Source organism: Paenibacillus sp. 2TAB23 (assembly GCF_052115165.1).
GTDB lineage: Bacteria > Bacillota > Bacilli > Paenibacillales > Paenibacillaceae > Pristimantibacillus.
The window spans coordinates 108631-130855 of the sequence record NZ_JBFRGD010000023.1; the positions used below are offsets into that span (position 1 = coordinate 108631).

Below are 22225 nucleotides of genomic sequence, written 5' to 3' on the forward strand. Positions count from 1 at the left end.
GGACATACGATGTGGCAACTTTCATACTTTTATTAGGAATCGGGCTGCTAGCGGGAATATCCGGTTCATTGGTCGGTCTCGGCGGAGGATTCATCGTCGTACCTTTATTGGCCTTTATATTTCCCGATATGCCCCCCTCTCATTTAGCGGGTACGTCAATGGCGATGCTTTTGTTTAATTCCATCTCAAGCACTTACGTGTATGCCAAGCAGAAGAGAATTGATTATCAGGCAGCGACTCGGTTCGCTGCCGCCTCGATTCCTGGATCGGTTATTGGCGCGTTGTTTGTAGAGCATATCGAAGGGAAAATGTTTTTCGTTAGTTTCGGTTTTTTCTTAATCATAATCGCTCTGATCCTCCTATATAAGCCGAATAAGCCAATCCTTTGGCCTTTCAAACCAACGGTGAATCGCAGTTTAATCGATAACAGCGGTGAGCGATTCGATTATGCTTATCACATGCCTACGGGTATTGTCATTAGTTTTATGGTGGGGTTCATGGCAAGCCTGTTTGGGGTAGGCGGCGGCAGCCTTATGGTTCCGACGATGACGCTGCTGCTCGGATTTTCGCCCCATATTGCTGTCGCGACATCGATGCTTCAAATTTTTCTTTCCGCTATCGTAAGCACGTCAACGCACGCCTTCTTATTGAATATTGACTGGTTCATGGTACTTGGTTTAGCTCCAGGTGCTATTATTGGCGGTCAGATCGGCGCTAGACTAGCCCGACGCTTACCCGCCAAACTGCTGCTAAAGATCTTAGCCGTGTTTCTAATCGTGGTTTCGATTCGGATGATGTTGAGAGGATAGATATGAAACTCAAACATGTAGCGAAGGGGCTCTCTGCAATTGATATGCCCCCATCAAGTAGATAGTACAATAAATGCTGACGCTCTCTTTTTATAAGTGATTAGGCTCTTTTGACCATTGTACTTAAAAAACCCAGTGCGCCTTGAGGTCTAGTGGCTTTCACTGCCTATAGTTTGCTGGAAAAAGTAGCAATTGCCCGAAAAAGAAAAACCCTTAATTTATCAGCATTTCTGACAAATCAAGGGTCTTATTTTGTCTCAAACATGTATTGTAATTTGTCTCAGCTATTACTTACATCTGTCTCAGTTATAACCGTTGCTCACATTTCATTCCCAACCATTTAAATCTTATAAGCCTTCATCGCCTTGCGAAGCTCTTTAAACGTAGGACGCTTGCCGTACATCAGTACGCCTGTGCGATAGATTTTGGCGGAAACCCATACCGATGCGTAAATCGTTACGAGCAGAAGTCCGATCGAGCCAAGCACCTGCCACATTGGCGGATCGGTCAAGCCCAATCTTAGCAGCATAACGAACGGCGAGAAGAATGGGATGAACGATGATATCTGAACCAGCATGCTGTCCGGGCTTGAGATACTAAAGATCGCGATGTAGAAGCCAGCCAGCGATAGCATCGTGATTGGCAATACCGCTTGACCTAGATCCTCGGTACGGCTGACGATTGAACCTACAGCAGCGAACAAGGTTGCAAACAGGAAATAACCTGTCAAATAGAACAGCACGGAGTACATAAGAAGCATCGGATCAATCTGCGATAGATCGATGTTGAATTTCACAAGCATTTCGTTATTGTGCGGCAATTTTATATTGATGATGATAACAAGTACATAAACCGTGATTTGAATCAATCCAACTAAAAACATGCCGACGATTTTGCCGAACATTTGCTTAAGCGGAGATACGCTCGTAATGAGCAGCTCCATTACACGCGAGCTTTTTTCTGCCGTAATTTCAGACGCAATCATTTGGCCCGTAATCATAATGGCCATGAACAACAGAATGACGATGAAGTACACGAGTCCCATGTTAACGGCTTGCTCTTCCGGTGTTTTGCCTTCGCCGAGGCTGCCTGCACCTTCCGTTGCCGAAATTTGTACCGATGCAATCTCAATCGGCGCATTCAGCAAAGCCATCTGCTCGGAGCTTAAACCTGCATCCTTTAGAACGGTTCCTTGGCGAATGACTTGTAAACCGCTTTGAATGGAGCTTGTGAGCTCGAACGCGAGCATTTTCTCTGATTTATACGTTATTTCCGGAAAACCGCTATCTGTTATTTCGCCGAATGCCAAGTAGCCTTTAATGTCTTTATCTGTAATCGCTTGCTTCAGCTGCTTCTCATTCTCGGCTTCGGAGCCTTTGTCTTCATATGGAACGAGCTTTACGCCTGGCTTCTCCTGCGCTTCGAAGTAAGCTTTGAGCTGGTCGCCCGTCGCCGAGCCTTCCGATTGCGCTGATTGAACATAACCGATGCTCGTTACTTTATCGCCACTGCTGAATTGAGAGAAAATATAAGGCAGGTTAATACCGATAGTAATAATGAGAGCAATGATAAGCGTTGTAATCACAAATGCTTTGCCTCTGAACTTATTTTTCAACGTAAAGCCAACAACGGTCCAAAAACTATTCATGGTTATCACCACCTACTGTTTTTATAAAAATTTCGTTTAATGTCGGTTCTTTGACCTCAAACCTCGTAATCGTTGACTGCTTGAGCGCATGATGAAGGATGTCCATACCTGCCGCTTCATTTGCGATACCTACCTCGTAGCCATTCTCATGACGGGTCACCTGCGTGACACCGTTTATGCTCTCAAGACCGGACACTTCCTTATCGGTGTTGAGAATAACGCGCTCTTTGGGGAATTGTTTTTTGATGTCTTTCAAATTGCCTTTCAGTACGACATTCGAGCGATGCAGTATCGTAATATTCCGGCATAGCTCCTCGACATGCTCCATCCGATGCGTCGAGAACAGGATGCTGCTGCCTGAATCCCGCAGCTCTTTGACCGTTGATTTCAACAGCTCCACGTTGACCGGATCGAGACCGCTGAAGGCTTCATCCAAAATAACAATTTGGGGAGAGTGGATCACGCTTGCAATGAATCCAATCTTCTGCTGATTTCCTTTAGATAGCTCTTCCACCCGTTTGTTATAATACTCAGGTACATCAAAGCGATCTAACCATTTCTTCAAGCTTTGATCCGCATCATTCTTGGACATGCCCCGCAGCTGACCCAAGTAGATCAGCTGGTCGCTAATGCGCACCTTTGGATACAAGCCTCTCTCCTCCGGCAAATAACCAAGATTGCGAAGCTGCTCCTTGCTGTAGGCTTTCCCGTTGTACAGGATGTTTCCTTCGTCCGGGTAGATGAGGCCTAGCACCATCCGCATCGTTGTCGTTTTGCCGGCTCCGTTCGCGCCAAGCAAGCCATAAATCTCTCCTTCGCTTACCTCGAAGCTGATGCCGTTGACCGCTGTTTTATCCCCGTATTGTTTAACGACTTTTTCTACTCTTAATGGTTGCATTGTATTCTTCCTCCTCTATTAGTTCTTTCTTGTATACATTCTGTCCTGCTGCAACAACGCACTCATGATCTCATCAAGCTCCAGCGCCTGCCTGCTGACAATCTGGTACCCCTCTGCGGCGCACCATTCCTCAGCTTCGGCCGCTTTGTTCGTCGTAATCCGAAAGGTTGTCGCACCAGCATGCTCAACTCCGCATTGACCGGGCAGCTCGGCTGCTTTCTTCGAAGATAGCTCCGCTCCACTAACGAACAAGGTAAACCAGCTGCTGAACAGCTCATCCTTCTCATACATCCCAAGCACCCTGCCCTGCGCCATAAAAACAATGTAATCGGCAAGCCGTTTTACCTCTTCAATGATATGAGAAGTCATCAGAATCGTACGATCTCCTCTATCCATGTAACGGTGGAGCAGCTCGATCATCGTTTTCCAGGCAAGCGGATCGAGTCCAGACGAAGGCTCATCCAGAAGGAGCAGCTCTGGTCCATGCGCCAGCGCCAGCGCAAATTCAAATTTGCGCCGCATCCCTTTTGACATTTTGCCAAGCATGAGATGATCCTCTACCTCAAGGGCGTGCAGCAGCTCGCGGTAACGATTAATATCCCAGTCATCGTACCAGAACCGGTGGAACTCGGCTTTCGCAGCTCCGGTCATATTGTTCTCATGGGAGGAGGATTGATCATGCAAATACCCGATCCGTTTCTTCAGCTCCGTGTCTATTCCTTGATTAACTTTGCAGCCAAGCAGCTCGATTGTCCCTTTATCCGGTTTATCCAGATCAAGCATCAGGCGGAACGTCGAGCTTTTGCCACAGCCGTTCGGCCCCACAATTGCCGTAATATATCCTTTTGGAATACTCATATGAAGTGGACCTAGCTTGAAGTTCGAACGGCTCTGCTCCACACCGTCTAGTTGAATAGCCAACGTCTCATTCATCAATATGTCCCTCCGTTACTCGTAATGTTTCGTTATTGCTTCCTGGAATATCATCCTCAGCTCTTCCTCCGTACACTGCACGCGCTTTGCGGCAACGACCGCCTGCTCCAATGCCTCAACAACTGCAGCAAGCCTGTGCCGGTCTCGCTCTTGATCGCCTACCTGTGCTACGTATGTCCCTGTTCCTTGCCTCGTTCGAAGCAATCCCTCTGCTTCCAAATCGTTATATACGCGCTTCACCGTAATGACGCTGCATTTGACTGTTTGCGCAAGCTCTCGTATGGACGGAAGCAGCACACCCTCCGCCAACTGTCCGCTTACAATTAAAGCTCTCAGTTGAACTTCAATTTGATGGTAAAGCGGCTCAGCACTTTGATCATTAATCTGTATTGGCAGCCGCATAACCTTCACCTTCTTCCATTCCCGATTAATTATGCACGATAGCTGCGGTTCTCCAATCGACTCTCAATCCGATTGACCCCAATCAAGATGGCTACCACACTGACAGCAATGGCTATGATCGGCATCCACCAGCTGCCGTCATCTATAGCGTGTAGTGAAGCAGCAACCATAGTCCCGCCATTAAATGTTGTAAAGCATATGGTGACAGCTAGCAATATTGCAATATAGATGAGATTGGAGAAGAAATATACTTTACCTGAATGACCGATCTCCCAGTATACATAAATAAGGGATACGGTAAGCGAGTAACCGAACCAAAACACAGCGTATTGGATAAAGGTGATGACCGAAATATCCGCTCCCATGCTTCGCACGAATACGAACTGCAAGATAAAATATACAAGCTGGGCACAGAACAAAACGACACTCAACTGTATAATTCGGCCAAGCGCGATTTGCCTCGATGAGATCGGCAATATCCGCCATAATGCCATCTTTCTTGTATACGAGTTTTCTTTCCAGTAACGCATCATCGTTTGATTAATAACAAAACCAAGGATAGGCAAGAATGTAAGATATAAAAAGTCCGTCGCCCAATTCATCATTTCGTTGCTATCCCCACTCAGGACGCTATGCATCATCGGAACCGTAAATAACAATAAATATCCGATAAACAATAACGTGAACAGGCTCTTCCAGCCGTCTCTCACAAGCTCATGCTTCGCTAGAAACCAAGCGCCTTTCCATAATCCCACTGCACTCGCTCCTTTCAATGCTCACTCTCTATACTGTATATATCCTTATACACAGTATATTCACTGTATACACAGTTGTCAACCCTTACCAACAAGAAGAAACGGCTACGCCATCCTCAGCAAGAGGAGGGTATCCGTTTCTCGTAGAAATAGAAGATACTTTATCGCGTGAAACATATAAAGTCTTAATTACAAAAAAAGCTATGCACTCGAAAGATAACTCTTTCGCATGCATAGCTTCTATGGTATATCCCATTATGGCTTATCCAAAAATCGCATCAATAACCGGCTTCGTATGGCCACCTGGGTACATGAGGTACAGCAGCACATAAACCATTGTGCCTGTAATTGCCGTAACAAACCAAATCATCGAGGTTACCTTGCCCCATTTGCGATGCTTCGCAAACTTCTTCTTGTAACCAAGCGTTAGCGTCGTAATGCCGAATACGGCAGCTACCGTAGCAAGCACGATATGGAATAATAAGAAAACCAGATAATAAGGCTTCAAGCCGTCCGGCCCGCCCCATGATGTATTGCCTACGAATATCGTCCGCGACACGTACACGATGAAGAAGATCGTCGCAGATACCGCTGCATAGAACATCACCTTTTGATGCTCTTCCAGCCTGCGTTTAATGGCAAGACTCCATCCTACCCCTACTAGAACGGCACTCAGCACGATGAAGAAAGTACTAATTGTCGGCATAATATTATAACTGTTCAACGTTACCCCACCTATGATTAACAAAATGATTAGTACGTTCTAAGCCGTACCGGTATTCGTATTCGGCAAATCATCCTCTGTATGCTCACGTTTGAACCATTGCTTGAAAATATAGACGAGAATTACCCCGTACATAATTTCCTGTACGAACTTCATCACAATACCGCCAAGCTGCTGGTCCTCAACGACATCCATCAAATTGAAAAATTGCGGTCCGCTAAAGCTGTCCAGCAGCCTTGTCGGATCACCCGATACGCAATAGCCCATCGCGGTTACCCAAACGTTGGGATCGCTATAAATCGCATACATTGACGTTTTGGCGAAAATAATAAGCGCGCATGCAGGTGTAAGCAGCATGCCATTCGCGAATACATACGCCATTCGCTTCAAGTCTGTCAGTCTAGCCCACTCTGGAACTGGAACTGTAATCTGCCACCACATCATAAAGGACGTGATTAGCAGAATCAAATAATAAAGACGATGCACGGCGAAGTGCGTCATCACATAGTCATGGACAACGGGAATATGATAAACAGAGAACAATACATTAAACAACACAAGACACATAACCGGGTGCATCATAAAGCTGAATTTCCGCCAGAATGGCGCGGAAAACATTTTGATCCACAAAAAGCTTGGTATACCTAGCAGAACGAGCGGTGGAACGACTAAATAGGAAACAGACATATTGATCATATGAAACGTAAACATGAGATGGCCTAATAGATTAAAAGGACCACCGTGGACCAAATATAACATAACGGCAGCCGATACAAACATCGTCTTTTGCTTTGCTGTCGCAGCAGGTGCTTGCGGAGCATGCTTCTCGCGCCATGGACCGATCAAATAGAAATATAGAATGACAATAGCAGCCATTCCGAATAAAAACATCGGGGTCCACAATTCCTCGAAGCGGAAATATTGTAAGCCAAGCATCGTGGAAGCTCCTTTCAATTACGCTAGCCTTTTTAGAAAAGAGGAGGGACCCAAGCCTCGGGACCCTCCTCTCCTCCATCAAAACAATGTATTACCACCAAGCCCAATATTCAGCCATGATTACACATGTGAATACGATGAAGACGCCTGTCAGAATGCCGATAATGGCGAATGTATGACCGCGATCCTTCATATGCATCCAGAATGCCATCTGAACGAATACTTGAAGAACGGCTAAACCGATCAAAATAATGTAAATAAAGTCTTTGTTGATCTCGCCGCTGATTACGGTCGCGAATGCGATAAACGTAAGCAGGACTGAGAAAATAAAGGCGATGATATGCTTCTTAGGTCCTTCGACCTTATGACGCTTGGGGCTTTCCTCTGTGGCTGTGTGATTGCTTGCCATGGAATTAAACCACCTTTCCCATCAAGTAAACGACGGTGAAAATGAACACCCATACAACGTCGATAAAGTGCCAGTACATACCGGCTACATATACCTTAGGTGCGGTAACGACAGTCAAGCCTTTTCTAGCGAGCTGAATAATAATCAACGTAATCCAGCAAATACCGAACGCAACGTGCGCGCCGTGGAATCCTACAAGCGTGTAGAAGGAAGAACTGAACGCGCTTGTCGTAAAGCCATGGCCTTCATGCACGTAATGCACGAACTCATAAATCTCAAGTCCAAGGAAGGCTGCGCCTAGCACTACGGTGATAATGAGCCAGTTAATGAGCGCCTTCACTCTATTCGTATGCAAAGCATGAACAGCGAATACGCTCGTTAAGCTGGATGTCAGCAACAAGGCTGTCGCAAGCGCAACTAGCGGAAGCTGAAACAGCTCATGTGCTGGCGGGCCGTCAAGCACTTGGTGGCGGAGTGCTAGAAACGCTGAGAACAGCGTTCCGAACAATACCGTTTCCCCACCAAGGAAAAGCCAGAAACCTAATACTTTATTGCGTCCCTCGAGGGTCGCCTTTTCGGGCTCATGAGGCAATTGCCCCTCTACATGCGAATGCGCGCTCATGCTTTCCCCCCCATATCTCTAAGGATTTCTTCTTCTTCAATGTGGAAGCCGTGATCATCGATTACCGAACGTAGGAACATGCAGCCAAACATGATCAGCAAACCGACAATTCCTACTGCGTAGCCTGTTTTGAATGAACCGAACAGGTTGCCCCAGTCATGCGAGTACATGAAACCAAGTCCAGCAATAAACAATCCCAGACCCATGAAGAAAGGAAGGATCGAAGGCGATGGCATATGAATCGGACCAATAGGTTCCGCAGGCGTCATGCCTTTATGTCCATCTGTTTTTTCTTTCCAGTAAGCATCGTAACCGCGTACTAGCGGAGTTTGTGCAAAGTTATACTCTGGCGGCGGGGACGGAATCGTCCACTCAAGCGTACGGCCATCTTCCCATGGATCCGCTGGTGCGTTTTGCGGCTTGAAGGCCGTAATGACCACGTTAAGCAGGAAGAAGATTGTACCGAAGCCCATCAAGAATGCGCCGACTGTACTGATCATATTCATTTCATTAAAGCCAAGGCCGTCCAAGTATGTCCAAATACGACGCGGCATACCAAGCAATCCAAGGAAATGCTGAATGAAGAATGTTAAATGGAAGCCAATAAAGAATGTCCAGAACGTCAGCTTGCCAAGTCCTTCATTAAGCACGCGTCCGAACATTTTTGGCCACCAGTAGTGAAGGCCAGAGAAAATACCGAGAATCAAGCCGCCTACAATAACGTAGTGGAAATGCGCTACGACAAAGTAGGAATCATGATACTGGAAGTCCGCAGGTGCTGCTGCAAGCATAACGCCTGTAACGCCACCCATTACGAAGGTTGGGATGAAACCGACTGCGAACAAATTCGCAGTAGTGAATTTAATCGAGCCTCCCCACATCGTGAACAGCCAGTTGAAAATTTTGATACCTGTCGGTACCGCGATTAGCATCGTTGCAATGGAGAACAGCGCATTCGCAACCGGTCCAAGACCTACTGTGAACATGTGATGCGCCCAAACCATGAAGCCCAAGAAGCCGATCAGGATTGTAGCGAATACCATCGAGCTGTAACCGAACAAACGCTTGCGTGAGAACGTGCTTATTACCTCGGAAATAACGCCGAAGGCCGGCAGGATGAGGATATAAACCTCAGGATGCCCGAATATCCAGAAAATATGCTCCCAGAGCACTGCGTTACCGCCGCCCGAAGGATCAAAGAAGTTGGCGTCGAACAATCTGTCGAACATCAATGCCGCAAGGCCAACTGCAAGAGCAGGGAATGCGAACAGGATAAGCGCAGACGTAATGAATGCTGTCCAAGTAAACATCGGCATCCGCATGAATGTCATGCCAGGAGCACGCATGTTAATAATCGTTACTAGGAAGTTAATACCCCCGATTAGCGTACCGATACCGGCAATCTGCAAGCCGAGTACATAATAATCGACGCCATGGTCGCCGCTGTAGGTGGTGCCAGCAAGCGGAGCATAGGATGTCCAGCCTGCATCAGGAGCGCCGCCAGTGAACCAGCTTACGTTAAGCAGCACGCCGCCGAACAAAAATGTCCAAAAGCCAAGTGAGTTAACGAAAGGGAATGCAACGTCGCGCGCACCAATCTGAAGCGGTACGACCGCATTCATTAAGGCGAACAAGAGCGGCATGGCCGCAAGGAAAATCATTGTCGTACCGTGCATCGTCAGCAGCTCGTTGTATGTATCCGCACTAACGAAGTTATTAAGCGGCTTCCATAATTGAACCCGGATCAAGATCGCTTCCAAACCGCCGACAAGGAAGAAAAAACCGCCAGCGATCATATACAATATTCCGATTTTTTTATGGTCAACCGTTGTCAGCCAGTCCATCAGACCGCTGTAACGCTTGACCGTATGCGTATGCGCATGAGCCAAAGTAGGTACCTCCTTCAATCACCGATAAATTATTGTTCGTAGTTAAGCTTCAGTTCTGATAAATATTTAGCAATACCTTCAAGTTCTTGCTCAGTTAGATCAATTTTACCCATTTGGTTACCCGGTTTAACCTCATCCGGATTTTCGATCCAACGGTGCAGGTTGTCATATACTGAACCTTCATTGGAGTATTGCGGATCATCGGTGTTGACAAGGATACCTCCGACAGTCTCACGGCTACCGATACCTGTTAGGTTAGGATATGCCGGTCCGCCAAGATCGCCAACTGCGTGGCATGACAGACATTTGCTTTCAAATGCTTTTGCGACTTCAGGGTCGCTCGGCAAAGCTACAGGCTCTTGAAGAGCTGCAACCCAGCGATCAAAGGAGGACTCGTCCACCGATTTGACTTTAAAGTCCATCAATCCGTGGGAAGGTCCGCAAAGCTCGGCGCATTTCCCTAAGTAAACGCCTTCTTTTGGTGCCGAGAAGTACATCGCATTTACGTTAGCGCCTGGGTTTGTATCGATTTTACCAGCCAGCGACGGAATCCAGAACGAGTGAAGCACGTCTGCGGATTTCGCTTGAACCGAAATCGTTTTCCCTTTTGGAATGATAAGTTCCTGCGCTGTTTTGATACCGTAATCAGGATATTCGAATTCCCACCAGTACTGGTGCGAAGTTACAATAACCTGAACCGCTTCCGGATCTTTACTGTAATCTTTGGCAAGGTTAAATACGGATTGTACAGTCGGTACACCCAAAATGATAAGCATGATGATCGGGATAACTGTCCAGATGATCTCAAGCTTATGATTCCCTTCCACTTGCTTAGGAATCGTGTTGTCTCCCCGACGTCTGCGAAACCGAATAATAACATACAAGGAAATCCCGAATACGGCAACAATCACGATTAACATGATTCCAATTGCCAGCTTCATTAGTCCGAATTGCTCTTCCGCTACAGGTCCCTGAGGATTCAGCGTCGACAAATCGCTCCGCCCGCAAGCCGCTAGCACCAATACCATCATGGCCATAAGCGGCGCAAGCCGTTTTACAAATCGCCACCGTTTCATCATTAATCAACCCCACTTTTGACGTTTTCGCAGCTGCCTGATTTTCACGTGGCATGCGGCTGGCTGCGTGTTTCACAGATGTTATTACAACTCCTGCAACTTAAATCACTTTATTAAATATAAAGTTGAAGCCCCTATTTGTCAATGTTCCACAGAGAGTTCACAAATTGTTCTCAAAGCTGTCAAAAACGCATCAATTCAACGTTTTTCCACCTGCTTTTTCGTTGTGTTCCACCCATCTGCACGGCATTCTCTCTATCCTACATTGTGCACCAAACCCATGGTCAATTATGTATGCTCCCGCAAACGTATATTTACGCTCTCTCGGCAGAAGCTAATGCTATTACCGTATGAATGGGGGTCCACTTGAAATGGTGAAAAGAATAGCCTCATTATTACTGTCCGCCGTACTCTTAACGGCTGCGACAGGCTGCAACTACGAAGAGCTTGCCCAGCATAGCGACACCGATTACGGAAGCCGCCAAGCAGGAGATCCAAAGATGCTGAGCGGGAGAGCTTACGGTCCAGTGTCTGGAAACAAGCATCAGCATGATAATTCCTTTTTCGAATACAGCTCCGTCATCTCGCGAAAAGTTACTGATCTTAACGGGATCGCCTCCGCAATCGTTATGCTTACCGATAAAAACGCATACGTTGGCCTCATGCTGGATTGGACAGCAGTCGGCACGCGCAATTCCGGCGGCAGAAGCGAGCAGGACAACACCGGCACTAACGAAGGGGTTTATAACCATGATACCGGCAGTCCTTCCGGCAACAGCCGCGCGCTTGTTTCCCCGTACAATTCCTATTTCTCAGTAAATGACATTAACAACCTGTCGGCTGAGCTTAAGCAAACTGTTGCGCTCCGGGTACGCGAGCTTGCGCCCGCCGTGCAGGAGGTTCATATTTCCGCAAATATGGAGTTCATGAATTATTTCAATGAGTTTGCCAAAGAAGCATGGGGCGGAAGGTCGCTCATGCCTTGGATAGATCAATTCAATACGGTCGTGAAATACCATTTTGCTGGCGGAAAAGAGATGCCGGCTCCGATTACGCAGCCCGGCACCTATAGCCCATCTGAGTCTCAAATGGATCAATAAAAAAATCTCTTCTATTATATATAGCAAAAAAGGCTCTTCTGGCGAAGAGCCTTTTTTGCTATATAGGAAAGTATATGATTTCGTCATTCTATCTCTATATTACTCGGTATGAAACGCCCCGCGCCGCCAAAGGACGGCGACAGCCGTTTCACCTTGCTATCCATTGATGGCGTAACCGCTTGGCAAATTAACGAGCTGGCGCGAAGTCTTTTACCTCTGCCAAAATATGTTCGACCTGCGCAAGCAGCTCATCGGTCAATACAAGATCAACCGCCTTTATATTTTCCTCAATTTGCGCTGGGCGGCTGGAGCCTATGATCGCCGAGCTTATGTTAGGCTGGCGAAGCACCCATGCAAGCGCAAGCTGAGATAAAGTAGCATCTACCGTACCAGCTAGCTGCTCCAGCTTCTGAGTAACCTGTAGCACATCCTCGCGCAAGTAGCTGTTAATGACGCCATTCGTCTTCTCATTGGCGGCTCGGCTGCCGGCTGGTGCAGCTTGTCCTGGTTTATATTTGCCGGTCAATACGCCTTGAGCCAGCGGTGAGAACACCACTTGCCCCATGCCTGCTTGCTCGCTAGCCTGTACAACGCCCTGCTCGATATATCGCTCGAACATGTTGTATATAGGCTGATTAGAGATCAAAGGACGAAGATTAAGCTCTTTGCTTATTCGCGTTGCGTCCGTAATTTGCTCTGCCGACCATTCGCTGATGCCTGCATAAAGAACTTTACCCTGAGCTGTCAAATCATCAAGTGCACGCAGCGTTTCTTCAACCGGTGTGTCCGAATCAAAGCGATGGCATTGATAGAGATCGATATAATCGGTACCCAATCTCTTCAAGCTGGCCTCGCATTGCTCCATGATATGTTTTCTAGACAAGCCACGATCATTCGGTCCGGAGCCCATCGGGAAAAACAGCTTGGTCGCGAGCACGTAGCTGCTGCGCGTATAGGCTCTCAATGCTCCGCCCATCACCTTCTCAGCTTCACCATTATTGTAAGCGTTAGCAGTATCGAAAAAATTAATGCCAAGCTCGTATGCTCTATGAATACATGCTTGTGCAGTTTCCGCTTCCGTTGCGGTTCCATAAGTCAACCAGCTGCCAAGACCGAGCTCACTCACTTTAAGACCGCTTTTGCCTAGCTTTCTGTATTTCATCTTCCACACTCCTATTCTACACTTCCAGTCACTCACAAGTAGTAGTCTATAGCAGATTGTGCTTTAATGTAAGTAGTGAATGTTTTTTCATTTTATTATCTTAAGTATATATACTATACTTGTTTTTAGTAATGAGCGAAAAGGGGTATGAGGTATGAGTGTACACAATTACATCCCAAAAGAGCCGGTAAACATTGAATGCAATATTGAGAGAACGTTGGATGTGATCGGAGGCAAATGGGCTTTTCTTGTTCTGAGGGAGTTATTTTGCGGAACCAAACGATTCGGTGAGATCCAAAGACTAATTCCAGCCGTAAGCCCTCGCGCCTTGACAAGCACGCTTCGTCATTTAGAGGACAAAGGCGTGCTTGAACGCAAGGTTTTCCCTACGGTACCTGTCACGGTTGAATATACGTTAACGCCTAAAGGCGAGGATCTCCATCACATTCTGAAAGAAATGAAGCTCTGGTCGGCAAGATGGACATAGACTAACGTTTTAAAGCTTGATCTGAAAGCGTTTTAACGCTCGTTTGAAACCGATCACGTGCAGTTTGGTATATTCGTCGATCACTTTCATTCCGGGACAATCGTTCGAGGCGGAGCAGCTCCGCCTCGAATTGCTCCACCAGCATTGCAACGCGCTCCCGCGGCTTAGATTGCTGGTTGGCCGGATGCCTGCTCTCTTCTCCAGTCTGGAGAAACAGATCGCCGTTGCTGTCAATTTGTGCCAAAAAAACATCTTTTTCCTCAAGATTTCTTTTCTTGAGCTCATGAAGCAGCCATTGCCGGTCATGTCCCAGCTGTTCCAGAATTTCATCCTGAATATCTCCGTCCATCATAACCGTCTGCGCTTCCTGCTCATGAGCTACCTTCCAGCCAAGAAGATCTGCCGTGATCGGCTGATATTCCTTCTTAAGCAGCACATTAACCTCACCGCTCGACTCCATGACGGCAAACTCTACATCCGCAACGCGATATACATCCTTCTTTCGCAGCTGCTCGAGCATTTCATCTATGGTCAGCCGCTCTTTATGCAAATTCTTTTTGAGCATTTGACCATCCTTAATGAGTACCGTTCCTTTGCCATCAACAAAATCGCGAACCCGTTTGCTCTTCATGGTCACGAATTCCATAGCAACCGAGATACTAACCCACACCGCTAGCGATACCATGCCTAGATACCATAAATTATCGAGGTCAAGCGACACGTATGCGGCTATATTGCCAATAGATATGCCCGTTATGTACTCGAATAACGAGAGCTGCGATATTTGGCGCTTGCCGAGTGCTTTAGTCAGCGCAAATAAGATGACGACGGCAGCCAATGTGCGAATAACAATCTCCAACCAGCTTGGCATGTCTATTCCCCCTTCCAATCCTAGAGTGTCCAGAATCACTAAAGTCATTCGTTATTCAATCAACGGTTGCATTTCATGAATACTTATAGTACAATGTAAGGAATGTATAATATTTAACCCCAGCAAATCCCCAGTAAGATTCAATGTTTTCCTCAGATTTTGATTTCTTTGCTGTTAATCCCAAACCTGTTTCGTGATGTATTTCTGATTCACACTGGCGCGGTCACTGGAGCCGCGAGGACGGAAGAGAGGTAGGGCTTTCGTTGTTTTAGAATGCGAGTTTTTTAGACAACTTGGTACACATGCTGTTTGCTGTTAACAAGGGGATTCTATACGGCCTTTCATGCTAGCAAAGGTCCGGTTAAATATACGATACAACTAAGGGCTGTCCGGCTTGCGCATTTATGCGTCAGCTGGACAGCCCTATCCAATTTCCAAGCCTTTATTCGTTCGGACAGCCGCTTGCCGCGAAATGGCCCGATCGGTTTATTTTGGTATCCAAGTACCGCTCGTTATGCTCGGATCGGTCTCCCCAAAGCGGAATCCGATCTGTTACATCAAGTCCTGCAGCCTGCAGAGCATCCAGCTTTTTCGGGTTATTCGTTATGAGCGCAACAGGCTTGGCACGCAATGCCTTCAGCACGCGAATCGCATCTCCATAGTTCCTCGCATCATCCGCAAAGCCAAGCTCTACATTCGCTTCTACCGTATCGTAACCTTGCTCTTGCAGCAAATATGCCATCGCCTTGCTGAACAATCCGATTCCTCTTCCTTCATGATTGGCCAAATAAAACAAAGCCCCTGCGCCTTTCTCCGCAATCATGCGCATCGACTCATGCAGCTGATAGCCGCAATCGCAGCGCTTGCTTCCGAATATATCACCCGTATGGCAGATGCTGTGCATGCGGATCCAAGCTTCATCCTCTTGTTCGAAATCACCGTACACAAGCACGCTTGATTGCTGCATCTCCGCAAGATTGCTGGCAGAGAGCTTCTGTACGATTTGCTCCAGATCATCAAGCTTTTCTTTGCAGTTCAGCCAGCAATACCAATCGAATAACGCCTCCCCTTCTCCAAGCTTGACCGGCAGCTGGATCGGGCCCACCAAATAAATGATTCCTTTTTCGCTCTCAATGACTTTTATTTTATGATCCACGATGGAGACCGCTTCTGTTTGCATGTCGATGTGCCCCTGACCTATTTATAATAGTTGTTTGGACTATTATGTTCGGCTGGCATGAAGGCTATCCTTAGCTGTGCAAGCTCTTCGCCAATTGTTCTTGCCACACAGGCACCGTTCCAGCGAGGAGCTGGCGATACATTTCAAGAGGAAGCTTCGGCACACGGTCAAATGACAGTAAGCCGTTTTTCTCCTGTTCCACATCCGTCAATTGGGTATAGCAGTAACCCTGAAGGCCACCCGCCCGTATAACCGGACGAATGACCGCTGCTAAACGGTTCAAGAAATCCTGATCGTTGCTTGCAGAAGAATAGCCCCACCCTTCCGCGTTGCCCTGAATGTAGGAAATTCCGCCAAACTCCGACAGTTGTACCGGCTCACCGTCATACGTATATCCTGGAATAATAATTTTCCGGCCCTGTGGATCGCTTTTAACCGATAATTCCGGCGTGGCGTATCGGCTTGCCAGTATCTCTTCCCGGCTCTCGTAATCATGTACCGTATAAATATCGGATTTCACATGCTCCCAACCATCATTGGATATGACCGGCCTGGTTGCGTCAATGGACTTGGTCAAATAGTAAAGTGTAGAAGCGTGATGCTGCTGTCTCTTGTCAATCAGAATATTAGGCGTTCCCCAGCTCTCATTAAGCGGTACCCATACGACAATGCACGGATGATTGTAATCACGGTGGATTGCCTCCTGCCACTCGTTCATCATACGGGTGACATACCGCTCGGAGTATTGATAGGCGTTCGCCATCTCACCCCATACGAGCAGTCCCAGCTTATCGCACCAGTATAAATAGCGCGGGTCCTCGACCTTCTGATGTTTTCTCGCGCCGTTGAATCCCATTTGCTTCGTCAATTCCACATCAGTACGCAGCATTCCATCGCTCGGAGCCGTAAGCACGCCCCCTGGGAAATAGCCTTGATCCAAAATAAGCTTCATATAATATGGCCGATTATTCAAACATACAACGCCGTCTTCAATTGATATTTTGCGCATCCCGAAATAACTCTTCACGACGTCAAGCTCTTGTTGCAAGTCTAGCAGCTTGAACTCAACATCATAGAGATTTGGCTTCTCGGGGGACCACCAGCGGCCAAGTCCATGATCGTTGAAATCATGGAGTTTAATCGAAACCTCATCTTCTTGCGCCATGACACGAATAACGTCCTCCGCAATCAGCTCGCCCTCGAATGATATTTTGATGCTTAGACGCAAATTACTGCTTGTTTCCATTCCCTTGAAAAAGCTTCGGATATGAATTTTGTTTTCATCAATATCGGGCGTCATTCTTACGCTTGCGATATGCGCGGCATTTACAGCCTCCATCCATACCGTTTGCCATATTCCCGTCGTACGCGTATAGAATACCTGCTCGGACTTCTCTTTCCAATATTGCTTGCCTCTAGGCAAAGTGACGTCCTTACTGTAATCCTCAGCTCGCACGACGATGCTGTTCAAGCCGCTTGACTGCAAGGCAGTCGTAATATCTGCGTGAAAAGGGGTATGTCCGCCTTCATGGCTCGCGACCAAATGCCCGTTCACCCAAACCTTCGCTTCGTAGTCAACCGCGCCAAAGTGCAGAATAATACGTTTTTCAGCGTACTGAGCAGGCAGCTCAACTTCCTTCCGGTACCAGACGATGTCGTGAAATGCCTGCTCATTAATGCCGCTTAGCTCGCTTTGATAGCAGAACGGCACTTGAATGTCGCGGTCAAATGGCTTGCCTTCAAACCATTTCTGATCCTGGCCTTCGTTCAAATCGTCATATGCAAAGGTCCATTGCCCATTCAAATTCAGCCAGGATTCTCGTTCAAACTGCGGTCTTGGATACTCATTGCGTGCGGGTTCCATCATGCTAACACTCCAGTCCTATTGCTTCTGCATTTATGTTATTTTTCTAATGGCTTAATGATCATATCTCTAAAAGACAGCCCAGACCGCTCGGCATGAATGCCTGCTTTCCCGTGCAAGAACGGATTCGGATCCGTGTAGCTGATCAAGGCTTTGGGCTCGCTGTTCAGAAACACTTCGATGGTGCTGCCTGCTGCGGTCACCTTAAGCGAGTATTCACGGCCTGCAACAAGCTGAACGGCTGCGCTAGTCAACAGATTAGTATCGTAATTCATTCGATTAAGCGTCAACTGCGAGGAGGCAATACCGATATAGTAGCCCATCGCGGCGTCTCTTACCTGATTAGGGTGATACGATTCGTTCGTCTCGCGAATAAATATGCCTCCTGTGTCCTCATCCGAATGCAGCTTTACTTTGACCTCGATCGCGTAATCATCCCAGTCGTCGCTTCCGCCAAACAAACGGTCGTCCTCTGTGCCGCTGCCTGTAAATACAGCCCCATCCTGATCGAACAAACCAATGCCGGCCATGTTCGGCAGCTGTTCGAAGGCTTGCTGAGCCTCGGGCTGCTCCGTTAGGAACAGATCGAAGGCCTGTAGCTCAGCTGTGCCGCTTATTATTTCAACCTTCAGCTCATGGAAGCCGGCATCTATTCCAATCGTTCCAACCCTCAGCTTAGCTGTTTCCTCCGAGAATGCGGCGTCGTCGGCATTTATTTTTGTCTTGACCGGCTTACCGCCGTCAACCGACCATTCCAGCACAATATCCTGCTTGGGCTTCCTCAGCGTCAGGCCAATTCCGTACTCTGCATTCTTACTCGTATTCAGCTTATACTTCAGCCAATCTCCGCGCTGCTCTAGAGCGACGGAATAACTGCCGTCTGCCTGCTTAAGAATTGGAACGCCGTCCTCCGCGCGGTAATCTCCTTTATCCGCCGATTTCTCGCCAATATGGAAACCGCGATCTTCATGCTTCAGGTAGTGCACAGCTTCAATTATGCCGGGTACCGGTTTGTAAGCCTCGAAATCACTGCTGCCGTCCGCATCGTTCGCGAAAGCCGTATATTCATAAACGCCCTTCACATTCGCTGCCGCATAGCCGATCTTCCCTCCTGCTGCCGCAGCGAGCGGCACCTCCAGTTTCTTCATGCCGTCGAAAAATACAAGCACCTGGTCCATGCGCTGCTCGACCCGAATCGTATGCAGCTTCGTATAATCAAATTCCTTAGGCAGCGTCGTTTCTCCAACTTGCTTCTCAATTCCGTCTTTTACTATAATATATTGCAGCTTATGCATGGCCGGCAGCAGCTTGATTGCGGAATAATTGGAATCGTTCATGTAAGAAAATAACGCTTCCAGCTTCCCACTATCTGCAGCGACCGTCTCTTCCAGCCGGACGTTGTATTCTGATGTAAATACGGGCTCCGTGCTTAATTTGCTGATCAGTGATTCACGGCCAGCCAACTCCTTCTTCTCCCATTGCTCGGCATCGATCCCTTCAGACAACCAGCCATATAGCGAGGGCATAGCCGGAGCAGGCTGCTGATAGCCATGAGTGGGTCCCAATACGACTAGCTTATCCCCGTTGTAAGCAAGCCGGTCGATGTTCAATTCACGAACTGGGGGTCCTTCTGCTGAGTGTCCGATCAAATTGTGATAGGTTATATAATAGGAGTCCATATCAGGACCAAGCACGGTTGCGCTATGGCCTAGACCTTTGAATTCATCCTTCGTGCTAATGATAATCGGATTATTCGCAGGCAGGCTGTAATCCCCGAAGGGGCCATCCTTCGATACTCCATAATTGACCCGGTAACCATTACTAAAAACATGATTGCCGGTATACGTCATATAGTATAAACCGTTACGTTTCCATATCATGGAGCCCTCTGTCCAGTGTCCAAGGAAAGCATTCGTCGTTACGCCAATGTCAATCGTGTAAGGATCAGGCATCTCATGCGCAACAATACCCTGCGTGCCCGCATTCGTGAAATACCATTTGCCGTCGTCGTCAATAAACACTGATCCGTCGATCGATTCGCCCAAGTTATCGGTTTTCACAATAAAGGGACCGGTCGGGCTTTCGCTCTGCAGCACGTAATGGCCCTTTCCTGCCGGTGATGTATATAAATAGAAGCTTCCGTTCCAGTAGAATACCTCCGGCGCATAAGCACCTGTCGTAATAGGATCCTCCGTCACAAGCCCTTCATAGCTCCAATCCACAAGATTCTCGGAGCTCCACGCTTTAATGCCCGGGCGAAAATCCTTGGTGCTGCAATACAAATAATAGATTCCGTTGTGCCGCATAATGAAAGGATCGCCAATTCCGTAATCCTCCCACTCCTGCTCAAGCTTCATTGAATTTGAATACACTTTTGCATCCTCCTGCAACAAAACAACCTCCTTTTCTTCTGGACTGGATGTACAGCCCATCAAACAAACTGCCGCAACTAGACAGACAGCCATCGCCGCTCTCCACGCCTTGCCTCGCATCCATCCAATCATATGCTCAACCCTTTAATCCGCTGATCGCCATCGATTCAATGAAATAGCGTTGGCAGAAGAAAAAGACGAGAATAACCGGGATCATCGAAATAATCGACGCTGCCAGAATAACAGGATAATTGGACGAGCCCATGTACTGGGATTGCATGGAGGCGATCAGTACCTGAATCGTCTGCTTCTGCGGCGAGCTGAGATAAATAAGCGGTCCCATGAAATCATTCCATATGCCCATGAAGCTTAGCGCCGCTTGAGCTGCAATCGCCGGCTTCGCAACAGGCAAGGCAATGGTCCAGAAGGTTCGGAAGAAACTGCTGCCGTCCAGCTTGGCCGCCTCAACCAGCTCGTTCGGAAGACCTCCCGCCAGAAACTGTCTTAGAAAAAAGATCACAACGATATTGCCGAATAGTCCCGGTACAATAAGTGGCAGCAGCGTATCGGTCCAGTTGATGGATGAGAAACCGATGAACTGCGGAATCATGACGACCGAGAAAGGAATCATCATCGTCCCGAGCAGCGAGAGGAAAATGGTATCCTTGTAAGGAAATTCGATTTTGGCAAATGCGTAAGCCGCCATCGTAGAAACAAACAGTCCGATTACGAGTACGAACACAACGATAATCATGCTATTCATGAAGCCGCTTAGCAAAGGCGAATCATTCCAAGCGGTTACGTAGTTTTTAAAGGTAGCCGGGTCCGGCACCCATTTGGGCGGGATCTCGAATACGTTGCGTTGATCCTTCAAAGAGGTGGATATCGTCCACACGAACGGCGCCAGCATAACAACCGAGCCGATGCAGAGAATCAAAGCTACCCAAAAGTTTGTCATTCGTTTTTGCAGCATGTCAAATCAAACTCCCCTCGCAAACTTTGACAGAAAACGGTTAATCATTGTACACCCATTTCTTCGACAGCCGGAATTGTATGAGCGTAACGATGAAGATAATGAGACCAAGCACCCACGCAATCGCGCTCGCATAGCCCATATTGAAATATTTGAATGCATTCTCGAAAATGTAGAACACTACCGTCGCGGCGCTGTATTCCGGACCGCCGTCGCCTGCCAATACATAAATTTGGCTAAATGACTGGAACGCACCGATAACGCCCATTACGACAACGAAGAAATGGATATTCGTCAGCAGCGGAATCGTAATCAGCCAAAGCTTCTGGAAGGCATTCGCACCGTCAACCTCAGCCGCTTCGTAATAGGTGGAGGAAATGGATTGAAGACCAGCCAAATATAGAACCATCGTGCCGCCTACTCCGCCCCAAACCCCCATTAAAATCATCGAAGGCTTGATCCAGCCTGCATCGCCGAGCCAGTTCGGCCCTTCAATGCCGAACCAATTCCACATCGTTTGATTCAGCAAGCCGAAATCCTGATTCAGAATCCATTGCCACAGCAGCGAAACGGCGATAATCGGCGAGATAACCGGCAAATAATAAATCGTGCGAAGGAATGAAATGCCTTTAAGCGGCCGGTTCATCATAATCGCAAGCAGAAGCGCTACAACCATGCCGATTGGGATGCCAAGCATCATGAACACGGTGTTATATAACGATTTGTATACCTTCTCGTCATGGAATACCTCTACGTAATTATCGAACCCAACAAATTCAGGCGGAGTTACGAGATCCCACGACGTAAAGCTTAACCATACCGAATAGATCAGCGGCGCGACTCCAAAAATAAGGAAGCCAAGCACCGGCGCTGCCACAAATAGATAGGCCCATGCGTATTCCTTGCGGATATAACTCGGTTTTCTTTTATTCATGCGTACACATCCTCGCACTGGCTATTTTACTGATTCCCTTTGTCGTACAGCTCCTGAAGCTTCGGCTGCAGCTCCTTCGCCCAGTCCGCTGCCGTCATTTTCCCTTCCCAAACCTTGCCTGCCTCCTGCCACATCGTATCGATCCATTTCGTGTCCTTCGACCCGAACTAAATCGGCTCAT

General features: G+C 47.6%; 21 protein-coding genes. 3 read left to right on the forward strand and 18 right to left on the reverse strand.

The features are described 5' to 3' along the window. Positions 1 to 11: 11 nt before the first annotated feature. Positions 12 to 809 (forward strand): sulfite exporter TauE/SafE family protein, encoded by a 798-nt coding sequence (locus AB4Z29_RS26060; RefSeq protein WP_441945892.1) that lies wholly within the window; start codon positions 12 to 14, stop codon positions 807 to 809. A gap of 340 nt (positions 810 to 1149) precedes the next feature. Here the strand turns inward: AB4Z29_RS26060 and AB4Z29_RS26065 are convergent, their stop codons facing one another. The 11 genes from AB4Z29_RS26065 to coxB form a co-directional block, all read right to left on the reverse strand. Then, entirely contained in the window at positions 1150 to 2457 is a 1308-nt protein-coding gene (locus tag AB4Z29_RS26065; RefSeq protein WP_441945893.1) for an ABC transporter permease, read from the reverse strand. Continuing rightward, positions 2450 to 3355: an ABC transporter ATP-binding protein gene (locus tag AB4Z29_RS26070; protein WP_441945894.1), complete on the reverse strand. Its 906-nt coding sequence runs from the start codon at positions 3353 to 3355 to the stop codon at positions 2450 to 2452. Before AB4Z29_RS26070 ends, AB4Z29_RS26065 begins: the two co-directional genes overlap by 8 nt. Positions 3356 to 3373: 18 nt before the next feature. Beyond that, complete coding sequence (locus AB4Z29_RS26075) at positions 3374 to 4288, reverse strand: ABC transporter ATP-binding protein (protein ID WP_441945895.1); 915 nt, start codon at positions 4286 to 4288, stop codon at positions 3374 to 3376. Positions 4289 to 4303: 15 nt separating this feature from the next. Next, the gene (locus AB4Z29_RS26080) at positions 4304 to 4690 is read right to left on the reverse strand and encodes a GntR family transcriptional regulator (RefSeq protein ID WP_441945896.1); all 387 of its coding nucleotides are present in this window, start codon (positions 4688 to 4690) and stop codon (positions 4304 to 4306) included. A 29-nt stretch (positions 4691 to 4719) separates the two neighbouring features. Continuing rightward, positions 4720 to 5445, reverse strand: coding sequence for a hypothetical protein (locus tag AB4Z29_RS26085; protein WP_441945897.1), 726 nt, complete (start codon positions 5443 to 5445; stop codon positions 4720 to 4722). Between the two features lie 262 nt (positions 5446 to 5707). Further along, complete coding sequence (locus AB4Z29_RS26090) at positions 5708 to 6151, reverse strand: DUF420 domain-containing protein (protein WP_376769705.1); 444 nt, start codon at positions 6149 to 6151, stop codon at positions 5708 to 5710. 57 nt (positions 6152 to 6208) lie between these two features. Next, positions 6209 to 7105, reverse strand: a complete 897-nt coding sequence (gene ctaG, locus AB4Z29_RS26095; RefSeq protein WP_441945898.1) for a cytochrome c oxidase assembly factor CtaG — start codon at positions 7103 to 7105, stop codon at positions 6209 to 6211. A gap of 91 nt (positions 7106 to 7196) precedes the next feature. Next, entirely contained in the window at positions 7197 to 7514 is a 318-nt protein-coding gene (locus AB4Z29_RS26100) for a cytochrome C oxidase subunit IV family protein (protein WP_139994795.1), read from the reverse strand. Positions 7515 to 7518: 4 nt separating this feature from the next. Beyond that, positions 7519 to 8136, reverse strand: a complete 618-nt coding sequence (locus tag AB4Z29_RS26105) for a cytochrome (ubi)quinol oxidase subunit III (protein WP_183569506.1) — start codon at positions 8134 to 8136, stop codon at positions 7519 to 7521. Next, positions 8133 to 9980, reverse strand: coding sequence for a cytochrome c oxidase subunit I (gene ctaD / locus AB4Z29_RS26110; protein ID WP_441945916.1), 1848 nt, complete (start codon positions 9978 to 9980; stop codon positions 8133 to 8135). The genes AB4Z29_RS26105 and ctaD overlap by 4 nt, the downstream gene beginning before the upstream one ends. 74 nt (positions 9981 to 10054) lie before the next feature. Continuing rightward, on the reverse strand, positions 10055 to 11104 hold the full coding sequence (coxB, locus tag AB4Z29_RS26115) for a cytochrome c oxidase subunit II (protein WP_441945899.1): 1050 nt from the start codon (positions 11102 to 11104) through the stop codon (positions 10055 to 10057). A 368-nt stretch (positions 11105 to 11472) separates the two neighbouring features. On the opposite strand from coxB, the gene AB4Z29_RS26120 reads away from it, so the two are divergent. Continuing rightward, complete coding sequence (locus AB4Z29_RS26120) at positions 11473 to 12201, forward strand: hypothetical protein (RefSeq protein ID WP_441945900.1); 729 nt, start codon at positions 11473 to 11475, stop codon at positions 12199 to 12201. A gap of 187 nt (positions 12202 to 12388) precedes the next feature. On the opposite strand, the gene AB4Z29_RS26125 is transcribed toward AB4Z29_RS26120, so the two are convergent. Beyond that, positions 12389 to 13363, reverse strand: a complete 975-nt coding sequence (locus tag AB4Z29_RS26125) for an aldo/keto reductase family protein (protein ID WP_441945901.1) — start codon at positions 13361 to 13363, stop codon at positions 12389 to 12391. A gap of 154 nt (positions 13364 to 13517) precedes the next feature. Here AB4Z29_RS26125 and AB4Z29_RS26130 point away from each other — a divergent pair, with 154 nt between their 5' ends. Beyond that, a complete protein-coding gene (locus AB4Z29_RS26130) occupies positions 13518 to 13850 on the forward strand; it encodes a winged helix-turn-helix transcriptional regulator (protein WP_441945902.1) in 333 nt (110 codons plus the stop codon). A gap of 1 nt (position 13851) precedes the next feature. On the opposite strand, the gene AB4Z29_RS26135 is transcribed toward AB4Z29_RS26130, so the two are convergent. The 6 genes from AB4Z29_RS26135 to AB4Z29_RS26160 all read right to left on the reverse strand — a co-directional run bounded on the left by AB4Z29_RS26135 (position 13852) and on the right by AB4Z29_RS26160 (position 22044). Then, positions 13852 to 14721, reverse strand: coding sequence for a DUF421 domain-containing protein (locus AB4Z29_RS26135; protein WP_441945903.1), 870 nt, complete (start codon positions 14719 to 14721; stop codon positions 13852 to 13854). A 442-nt stretch (positions 14722 to 15163) separates the two neighbouring features. After that, a complete protein-coding gene (locus AB4Z29_RS26140; RefSeq protein ID WP_441945904.1) occupies positions 15164 to 15901 on the reverse strand; it encodes a GTP cyclohydrolase II in 738 nt (245 codons plus the stop codon). A 70-nt stretch (positions 15902 to 15971) separates the two neighbouring features. Next, positions 15972 to 17768, reverse strand: coding sequence for a glycoside hydrolase family 2 protein (locus tag AB4Z29_RS26145; RefSeq protein ID WP_441945905.1), 1797 nt, complete (start codon positions 17766 to 17768; stop codon positions 15972 to 15974). A gap of 35 nt (positions 17769 to 17803) precedes the next feature. After that, the gene (locus AB4Z29_RS26150) at positions 17804 to 20269 is read right to left on the reverse strand and encodes a family 43 glycosylhydrolase (protein WP_441945906.1); all 2466 of its coding nucleotides are present in this window, start codon (positions 20267 to 20269) and stop codon (positions 17804 to 17806) included. A 4-nt stretch (positions 20270 to 20273) separates the two neighbouring features. Continuing rightward, a complete protein-coding gene (locus AB4Z29_RS26155) occupies positions 20274 to 21110 on the reverse strand; it encodes a carbohydrate ABC transporter permease (protein WP_441945907.1) in 837 nt (278 codons plus the stop codon). A gap of 40 nt (positions 21111 to 21150) precedes the next feature. Next, the gene (locus tag AB4Z29_RS26160) at positions 21151 to 22044 is read right to left on the reverse strand and encodes a carbohydrate ABC transporter permease (RefSeq protein ID WP_441945908.1); all 894 of its coding nucleotides are present in this window, start codon (positions 22042 to 22044) and stop codon (positions 21151 to 21153) included. Positions 22045 to 22225 lie beyond the last annotated feature (181 nt).

Coding starts and splice junctions, on each gene's coding strand:
- AB4Z29_RS26065 (WP_441945893.1), bottom strand. CDS start 2,457: ATGAATAGTTTTTGGACCGTTGTTGGCTTTACGTTGAAAAATAAGTTC.
- AB4Z29_RS26070 (WP_441945894.1), bottom strand. CDS start 3,355: ATGCAACCATTAAGAGTAGAAAAAGTCGTTAAACAATACGGGGATAAA.
- AB4Z29_RS26075 (WP_441945895.1), bottom strand. CDS start 4,288: ATGAATGAGACGTTGGCTATTCAACTAGACGGTGTGGAGCAGAGCCGT.
- AB4Z29_RS26080 (WP_441945896.1), bottom strand. CDS start 4,690: ATGCGGCTGCCAATACAGATTAATGATCAAAGTGCTGAGCCGCTTTAC.
- AB4Z29_RS26090 (WP_376769705.1), bottom strand. CDS start 6,151: ATGCCGACAATTAGTACTTTCTTCATCGTGCTGAGTGCCGTTCTAGTA.
- ctaG (WP_441945898.1), bottom strand. CDS start 7,105: ATGCTTGGCTTACAATATTTCCGCTTCGAGGAATTGTGGACCCCGATG.
- AB4Z29_RS26100 (WP_139994795.1), bottom strand. CDS start 7,514: ATGGCAAGCAATCACACAGCCACAGAGGAAAGCCCCAAGCGTCATAAG.
- AB4Z29_RS26105 (WP_183569506.1), bottom strand. CDS start 8,136: ATGAGCGCGCATTCGCATGTAGAGGGGCAATTGCCTCATGAGCCCGAA.
- ctaD (WP_441945916.1), bottom strand. CDS start 9,980: ATGGACTGGCTGACAACGGTTGACCATAAAAAAATCGGAATATTGTAT.
- coxB (WP_441945899.1), bottom strand. CDS start 11,104: ATGATGAAACGGTGGCGATTTGTAAAACGGCTTGCGCCGCTTATGGCC.
- AB4Z29_RS26120 (WP_441945900.1), top strand. CDS start 11,473: ATGGTGAAAAGAATAGCCTCATTATTACTGTCCGCCGTACTCTTAACG.
- AB4Z29_RS26125 (WP_441945901.1), bottom strand. CDS start 13,363: ATGAAATACAGAAAGCTAGGCAAAAGCGGTCTTAAAGTGAGTGAGCTC.
- AB4Z29_RS26130 (WP_441945902.1), top strand. CDS start 13,518: ATGAGTGTACACAATTACATCCCAAAAGAGCCGGTAAACATTGAATGC.
- AB4Z29_RS26135 (WP_441945903.1), bottom strand. CDS start 14,721: ATGCCAAGCTGGTTGGAGATTGTTATTCGCACATTGGCTGCCGTCGTC.
- AB4Z29_RS26140 (WP_441945904.1), bottom strand. CDS start 15,901: ATGCAAACAGAAGCGGTCTCCATCGTGGATCATAAAATAAAAGTCATT.
- AB4Z29_RS26145 (WP_441945905.1), bottom strand. CDS start 17,768: ATGATGGAACCCGCACGCAATGAGTATCCAAGACCGCAGTTTGAACGA.
- AB4Z29_RS26150 (WP_441945906.1), bottom strand. CDS start 20,269: ATGATTGGATGGATGCGAGGCAAGGCGTGGAGAGCGGCGATGGCTGTC.
- AB4Z29_RS26155 (WP_441945907.1), bottom strand. CDS start 21,110: ATGCTGCAAAAACGAATGACAAACTTTTGGGTAGCTTTGATTCTCTGC.
- AB4Z29_RS26160 (WP_441945908.1), bottom strand. CDS start 22,044: ATGAATAAAAGAAAACCGAGTTATATCCGCAAGGAATACGCATGGGCC.